This is a genomic window from Nocardia sp. CY15 (assembly GCF_009829295.1).
GTDB classification, from domain to species: domain Bacteria; phylum Actinomycetota; class Actinomycetes; order Mycobacteriales; family Mycobacteriaceae; genus Nocardia; species Nocardia sputi.
Map to the genome: position 1 here is coordinate 1 of NZ_VUOT01000038.1, position 6087 is coordinate 6087.

General features: G+C 64.6%; 5 protein-coding genes and 1 tRNA gene. 2 read left to right on the forward strand and 4 right to left on the reverse strand.

The annotated features are described in order from the left end of the window. Positions 1-1179, reverse strand: a 1179-nt coding sequence (locus GVY39_RS29045; RefSeq protein WP_236565732.1) for a site-specific integrase, incomplete at its 3' end; no start/stop codon positions are given. Next, positions 1179-1610, reverse strand: coding sequence for a hypothetical protein (locus tag GVY39_RS29050; protein ID WP_159930105.1), 432 nt, complete (start codon positions 1608-1610; stop codon positions 1179-1181). The genes GVY39_RS29045 and GVY39_RS29050, both read right to left, overlap by 1 nt. Positions 1611-2643: 1033 nt before the next feature. Between GVY39_RS29050 and GVY39_RS29055 the strand changes: the two genes are divergently transcribed. Beyond that, on the forward strand, positions 2644-4356 hold the full coding sequence (locus tag GVY39_RS29055) for a recombinase family protein (RefSeq protein WP_236565733.1): 1713 nt from the start codon (positions 2644-2646) through the stop codon (positions 4354-4356). Here GVY39_RS29055 and GVY39_RS29060 read toward each other — a convergent pair. Next, positions 4335-4422 (reverse strand) — tRNA-Leu (locus GVY39_RS29060). The genes GVY39_RS29055 and GVY39_RS29060 overlap by 22 nt on opposite strands. Positions 4423-4545: 123 nt before the next feature. Next, positions 4546-5415, reverse strand: a complete 870-nt coding sequence (locus GVY39_RS29065; protein ID WP_159930107.1) for an NAD(P)-dependent oxidoreductase — start codon at positions 5413-5415, stop codon at positions 4546-4548. A 143-nt stretch (positions 5416-5558) separates the two neighbouring features. Here GVY39_RS29065 and GVY39_RS29070 point away from each other — a divergent pair, with 143 nt between their 5' ends. Then, entirely contained in the window at positions 5559-5915 is a 357-nt protein-coding gene (locus GVY39_RS29070; RefSeq protein WP_159930108.1) for a helix-turn-helix domain-containing protein, read from the forward strand. Positions 5916-6087: the final 172 nt, after the last annotated feature.

Consider the following 6087-nt stretch of genomic DNA (forward strand, 5'->3'; position numbering starts at 1 on the left):
TTGGCCCGGCGCCTGGTCGACGTGCTGTGGGCACTGCTGCGCGACAACCGCCCCTTCGACACCCAGCCCCCGAGCATCAACGGAATCCGAGCTGCGGCTTGACATGGTCATTGAGATTCCTTCGGTCGCGGGCTCGGCGTGCGGACGGTCCTGCGTGCCGTAGTCGGGCACGAGCGGATGCGCTTCGCCGGTCAGCACGGCCACCGCGGCGGCGACCTCGGTGATGTGTGCTTTGACGTAGGTGGCGGTGGTGCCGTTGTTCTTGCTGTGGTGTCCGGCGTACTTCTGGGCGACGGCGTAGCTGAAGGTGCGTTCGGCCCAGGTGAGAGTGGTGTGGCGCAGCCAATGCATGCTCACCCCCTGTGTGGCGACCCACGGCAGGGTCTGGCCGATCCGTTTCCAGATGTGGTCGAAACGTCGTGATGTGATGGGCTTTCCGTTGCGGTAGCGCAGCAACTGACCCGAACGCGGGCTGTCGCGTTCGGCGGCGTGCTCGAGCAGGTGCCGCATCAGCGTGGGGGACACCGGCTGCCAGCGGTCGGTACCGTCCTTCTCCCGCAGATAAACCAGGCACTGGTCGGGATCGAGATCGTGGAGACGCAGCGCGAGGGCGCCGCCGCGGCGGCAGGCGGTCTCGATGTGCAGGCGCAGGATCAGGGCATCGAGGTCGGGGTCGTTGCCGGTGGTCGCGGCGACGGTCCAGATCTCTGCCAATTGGCCCGATGGGATCGCATAGCGGTGCGAGGGCTGGCGGGCGGGCATGGTGAGTCTGCGCGCGGGGTTGTCCACGGGACGGATCCAGCCGCTGTCTTCGGCGTAGCGGTAGACACACCGGGTGGCGCTGATGAAGTGCTCGACCGCGCTGGTCCCGCCACGGGAGGCGCGGTTGACCCGCGTGTTGGCCTGGATACCGGCCGCCATCTCTTCGAGATCGGCTTTGGTCGGCTCGTCGAGGCGCCGTTGGGCCCAGTGCGCGAGCAGGTGCTCGAAATGCGTGTTGTAGGTGCGCAGCGTGCCTTCGGACAACCGAGCCCGAACCTGGGGGATCACCTCCTCGAAGGTCGGCATCCGCGTGTCGGGAGTAACGAGATCGGCAGCAGAGATGCCCATCTGGGTCAACAGCAACCGTGCAGCGGCCACCGTCTCCGCAGTCGCGGACGAAGGGCCGAGTGCGGTCATCACGCCCCCGCTTTCAGCAGCCGCAGGCTCGCGGCACACAACTCATCGAGCACGGCGGGCGGATGAATCAGCAGCACGCGGCGGCTGCGGTGCCCGATCAGCAGCGCCCGCTGACCGATCAACAGACCTACCCGGCGCCGCAGCCGACACGGAACACGGAAATACCCGCCCTCGGTCATGGCGACGCCACCCCCGGCAACCGGGCGGGCCAGCAGAACCCCGGCCTCCAGCCAGGTCAGCTCCAGACGAACGCCCGGACGCCAGTCCAGCGCGGTGAAGGTGATCTTGTCGAGGATCCGGCCCCCGTCTCCGACAGAGCAGATTCCATAGGCGAGATCGTCATCGGCGGTACGGACCACGCGGTTCGTGACCAGCGGTCCGTGAACAAGTTCCTGCAACGGCGACTGCGGCGGGATGACCGGCGCGATCACCGCCGACCACCCCGCCCGGCGGCAGTGCCAGCAAACTTCCCCGGGGGGTCACAACTGTCGCGAAGTGGCAGATCTGCCAGGAATCGATGCAGGTCAGAGCGTGTTTCCACTGGTCGTCCTCCGTGTGTGAGAGTGCACTCCAACACGCGGCACGAAAAAGTGTCACGACTGACGGGAATCTGTGCGCGAGAGGGGACACCCGCAACGACTTTCTGACTTCTGTGACAGTTATGGGTGTTCGAGTGCAGCGATCCCGGTGGCCGACAGCGCAGCCCGTCGTTCAGGTAGTCTGAAAGGCGGGAGAGTCTGCGGACAGGTGGTCAGGAGCCTGACATGCCACGTCTCGTCCGCCGCAACAGATCACGTGCATCATGACGCTGATCTGTCATTGCTCATCCGCGAATGCAAATCGCGAGGACGCTAGGCGCAGTCTCGGGTTGCGGGTGCCGCCAGTTTCTGGGGACCAGCGGACACCGAATGATCTCCCGAGCGTCGCCGTCGTCACCAGAGTTATCTTTCGCGGATTGCGCTGTGGGAGACCGGGCTCGCATGCGGTTGTCCACGGCATCAAAGCTGTCATGATCAACGAGGCGGCGAATTGCCGCAAGTGGGACACATTCCGTATACGACTTTGGCTTCGAGCATTCATTCGCAACACCGCCCGACTGTGCACTGATGATCGATTAGTGCTGGTCACTCGTCCGGGAACCGGTACAGCTGTGGCGGTTTCGCCCATTGCGCCAGATGTGTTACGAGTCTTCCAAGCTGGCTCTGAGCATGCTGAACGTCCAGCAATCTTGTGTCCCGCAAGGTGCTTCAAGCGCGGGGGCGCTGATTGTGTGCGCTAACCCCAGCAACCGACGCGTTAACCACGGCAGCGATGGGCCTGGCATCATCAGAGTTGTTTGCCCCGAAAGCCCGCCCGAGCTGACTGATGATGCGGCCAGAGTGCTACTCGAGTTGCTGCTTCGACATGCCCGCGAACACCCGACCGAGAGGGAGGACGATGCCCAGCGAGTCAAACGAGTGGGCCGTGCTCGACGAACTGTTGGGACTCGTCCCCGAAACCGTCGAAAACGGCGCTGACCAGCTGTTCGCGTTCTATGGCCGCTGCTTGACCGAGGACAATCAAGATTCGGAGACCTCGTATCGGTGGCAGCGGGGCAACGCGGAGAAGTTCGTGTCCGAAGCGTCCATCGTTGCCGATTACTTCGACATCGGTCAATCCCGGTCGGTGCCCTGGCACCGACGCGCTGAAGCCGCCCGCCTGCTAGCGGATCTCAAGAATCCGGCCCGAGGATGGACAGCGATCGTTGTCGGCGAGGGAACACGGTGCTGGTTCGGCAACCAGTTCAGTCTGGTCGCACCGCGACTGCAGGCCCATGGGGTGGAGGTGTGGGTACCGGAGCTCGGGGGACGCTTCGACCCGCGCAATGTGACGCACTCGATGATGATGAGCATGCTCGGCGGGCTGAGTGAGTCCGAACGCCAGCATGTGCAGCAGCGCACCCGCGCCAGCATGGACGCTCAAGTCCTCAACGAAGGCCGACACCAAGGCGGCCGACCACCCTATGGCTACATCGTGGTCGACGGTCCGCCGCACCCGAACCCCCACCGAGCCTCCGACGGGCTGAAGCTGCGGATCCTCTCACTCGATGTGAGCACCGCCCCGGTAGTGCAGCGAATCTTTCGTGACTACCTCGCCGGCCGCGGAGACAAAGCCATCGCCATCGCACTCAACCGAGAAGGCGTGCCCTGCCCATCAGCGCACAGGCCGGAGCAGAATCGGCACCGCTCACAGGACGGTTGGCAAGCCAGTACGGTTGCCGCGATTCTGCAGAATCCCCGGTACACCGGCTACGCGGTGTTCGGCCGCTGGAGCAAACAAGAAGAACTCCTCGACCCAGATGATGCGGCCGCTGGCAACGTCATTCGCTTCCGGAGATCGCCGAATCATCGGATCGTGCGGTCGAAGAAGCCCGCGCACCCGGCCATCGTGTCGGTGCAAACCTTCACCGAAGCCCAGCTGCTGCGCAAGCGCCGAGCAGGCACCGGCAACCGAGCCCGCAGCCGCCTCGAACGCACACGGCAGAACTCACCACGCGACTACCTGTTGCGGGGCCTGGTTCGCTGCGACGCCTGCGGCCGCAAGATGCAAGCCGCGGTGGTCAGGGGCGTCATCTACTATCGCTGCCGCGCCAAAACCCTCGCTCCGGGCAGCCCCGCCCTGGCCGAGCACCCACCAACGGTCAACTTGCGAGAAGATCTCATCTCTTCCTCGGTCGACCGGTGGCTGGCGACCCTTTTCGACCGCACACATCGCGATCACACAATCACCAGCCTGCTCGCCACCCAAAACGACGACGACCACGACACCCAGCGAGCGCTTCTGCGACGGCGTATCGCCGATGCCGACGCCCGGCTCGGACGCCACCTCGCCGCTATCGAAGCCGGGGTGGACCCGCAAGCGCTCGTCTCGGCGATGAACGCCACTCAAGCAGACAAAGCTGCAGCTCAGGCAGAACTGCAGAGCCTGCCGAACGTCCCACGATTGAGTGAAAACGAAATTCGTAAGCTCATCGACTCACTCGGCGACGTCGCCGCCGTCCTCGCCGCAGGCGCACGAGCGGACAAAGCGAACCTCTACCAGGCCCTGCAGCTACACATAACGTATCGGCCCCGGCAACAGCTGGCTGTCGTCGGGGCCGATCCTGTGTTTAGCACTGGTGTCCGGAGGGGGACTTGAACCCCCACGCCCGATAAAGGGCACTAGCACCTCAAGCTAGCGCGTCTGCCATTCCGCCACCCGGACCGGTGTGCTCAGCAAGATTATCGGATCCCTCCGCGTGGACCAAATCGCGCCTGGACCTGCACATTCTCCGGAGGCGGGGAAAGGAGTTGCGCGGGCCGCGAGGAGTGCGGCCCGCGCGGGGAATCAGCGCAGTTCTTCGAAAATGCGTTCGAATCCCAGGGCGCCGTGGCCGTCGGCCACCTGGCGGTCGAGGAGGGTCTTCATGGGGGCGACGAAGTCGAGGGTGACGTTGGCGTCGCGGCTGGCGCGGGTGATCGCGTCGAGTGCGGCTTTGTGGAAGGCGATGGACTGGACGGGGTCGGTGTAGGTGGCGCTGTCGATGACCTGCCCCTGGTCCGGCAGGGACTGGGCCATCGCGGTGACCCATGCGGTGGCTCGCCTGCCGAAGTCGGCGGCGGAGACGCCGACCGAGCGCATCATGGCCGCGCCGTGCATGAAGCCGCCGAACATGGCGTACATGGTGGCGAGCAGGGCGAAGTCGTAGGTCGAGGCGAAGCCGGCGTCGTCGCCGAAGTACTCTGCGGCGGCGAGCAATTCGAGGGTTTCCCGGTGGGCATCGAAGACCGCTTGCGATCCGCTGTAGAGGATGGAGGCGCCGGGCTGCCCGATCATGGGTGGCACCGCCATGATTCCGCCGTCGAGGTAGTCGCAATCGTGGCTCGCTGCCCAGGTGGCCAGTTCGCGGGCCTCACCGGGGGCGGTGCTGGTGAGGTTGATCAGTTGCCGTCCGGCCAGTCGGTCGGCTACCGGGTCGAGGGTGGCGTGCACCGATGCGTGGTCGAGCAGTACGGCGATGATCGGGCCGTCGGCGTCGATCGCCTCCGCGACGGTCGCGCCGCCGACGGCTCCGGCCGCGAGGAGGTCTGCGTCCTTGCCGGGGGTGCGGTTCCACACCCTCGTCGGCAGGCCGGCCTTCAGGAAGGTGGTGGCCAGCGCTTGGCCCATCGCGCCGAGGCCCAGGATGGTCACCGGGGTCTTCGTGGTTTCCGCCATTGCGGGTTCAACTCCTAGAGGTCGAGTACGTCCTGGTCAGCGCGCTGCAACCAAGAGTGCTAGTTTCCCGGCAGAGGAGCAAGTACCTACTATTTTGTCGGGTACTTACCAATTGGTTTGTGAACAGGTAGAGAGGGCGGGCAATGGGCACGAAGCGATCGGGACCATACATCTGCGGCATCGACGCCGCGATGGATGTGGTCGGCGGCAAGTGGAAGGCGCTGATTCTCTGGGAACTGGACGCGCACGAGGTCCGACGCTTCGGCGAACTACGCAAGGGGCTGCCGGGAGTTTCGGAGAAGATGCTGATCCAGCAGCTGCGGGAGCTGGAGGAGGACGGCATTGTCAGCAGAACCGTCTACCGCGAAGTGCCGCCGCGAGTGGAGTACCGGCTGACCGATGTCGGTGCCGCGCTCAACGCCGCGCTGGAGCCTTTGGGGGCGTGGGGACGCGCACGGATCGATCGGATCGGCGCGCAGCGAGTGCCTCAGCAGGCCTGAAGTGAATCCTTCGAATGTGAATGTTTCATCTGGGCAACATCATCGAGCGGAAGATCAAGCTACTAGTTGGTAACTTTGGTTAACTTTGTGCATACACAAGTCAATTGACGCATAACCGGGCCCGTCGTATGTTCCACGTCACAACTTTTGCAAGATGTGGGTGGCTGTGCAG

Bases quoted from the DNA above. Each gene is read 5' to 3' on its own strand.
- GVY39_RS29065 (WP_159930107.1), bottom strand. From the start codon at position 5,415: ATGGCGGAAACCACGAAGACCCCGGTGACCATCCTGGGCCTCGGCGCG.
- GVY39_RS29070 (WP_159930108.1), top strand. From the start codon at position 5,559: ATGGGCACGAAGCGATCGGGACCATACATCTGCGGCATCGACGCCGCG.